The following is a 527-nucleotide window of genomic DNA, read 5'->3' on the forward strand; positions in this document are numbered from 1 at the left end:
GACCAGATCCGCCCCCAACCCGAGCCGATCATCATCGACCGGCACGCTGAACACGTACGCGTCCTCGAACCTCGACACCCCGAAACCCAGCACCCCCCACAGCGGAGAATCCCCACCCCGGGCCCGTACGAGGATGTCCACCCACTCGGTCATGGGGCCTTTGTATCCCGCCACGCGGCAGCCGTGGGCACGCGCACCTACACCCCGACGACCCGCACCCGCTTCCCGCACAGCTTGACCATGTCGTCGGCATCGGAGGTGAGCACCGCGACCGGACCCGGCAGCCGCAGCGCCACCTCGGCGACCATGGCATCGATGGCGTACTTGTGCCCATGCAGCCCGGCGTCTTTCAGGAGCTGGGCACTGCGGCGGGCGCTGTCCTTCGTCACCGCCTCCACGCGGACGCGGGACAACAGCCAGTTCAGCCGTGCCGTGTCCACTCCCGCGTACGAGGCTTCGATGATCGTGGCGGCCGACATGGCGACGTCGGCCCCGTCACGCTCCGCCTGCTCCAGGAGCAGCATCAC

At 68.9% G+C, this 527-nt stretch carries 1 protein-coding gene; it reads right to left on the reverse strand.

What is annotated here, in order from left to right; genetic code table 11:
* Positions 1 to 197: 197 nt before the first annotated feature.
* The coding region (locus AOK24_RS48935) for a DNA-binding protein (protein ID WP_159052155.1) at positions 198 to 527 on the reverse strand (330 nt) is incomplete at its 5' end.

Source organism: Streptomyces niveiscabiei (assembly GCF_001419795.1).
GTDB lineage: Bacteria > Actinomycetota > Actinomycetes > Streptomycetales > Streptomycetaceae > Streptomyces > Streptomyces niveiscabiei.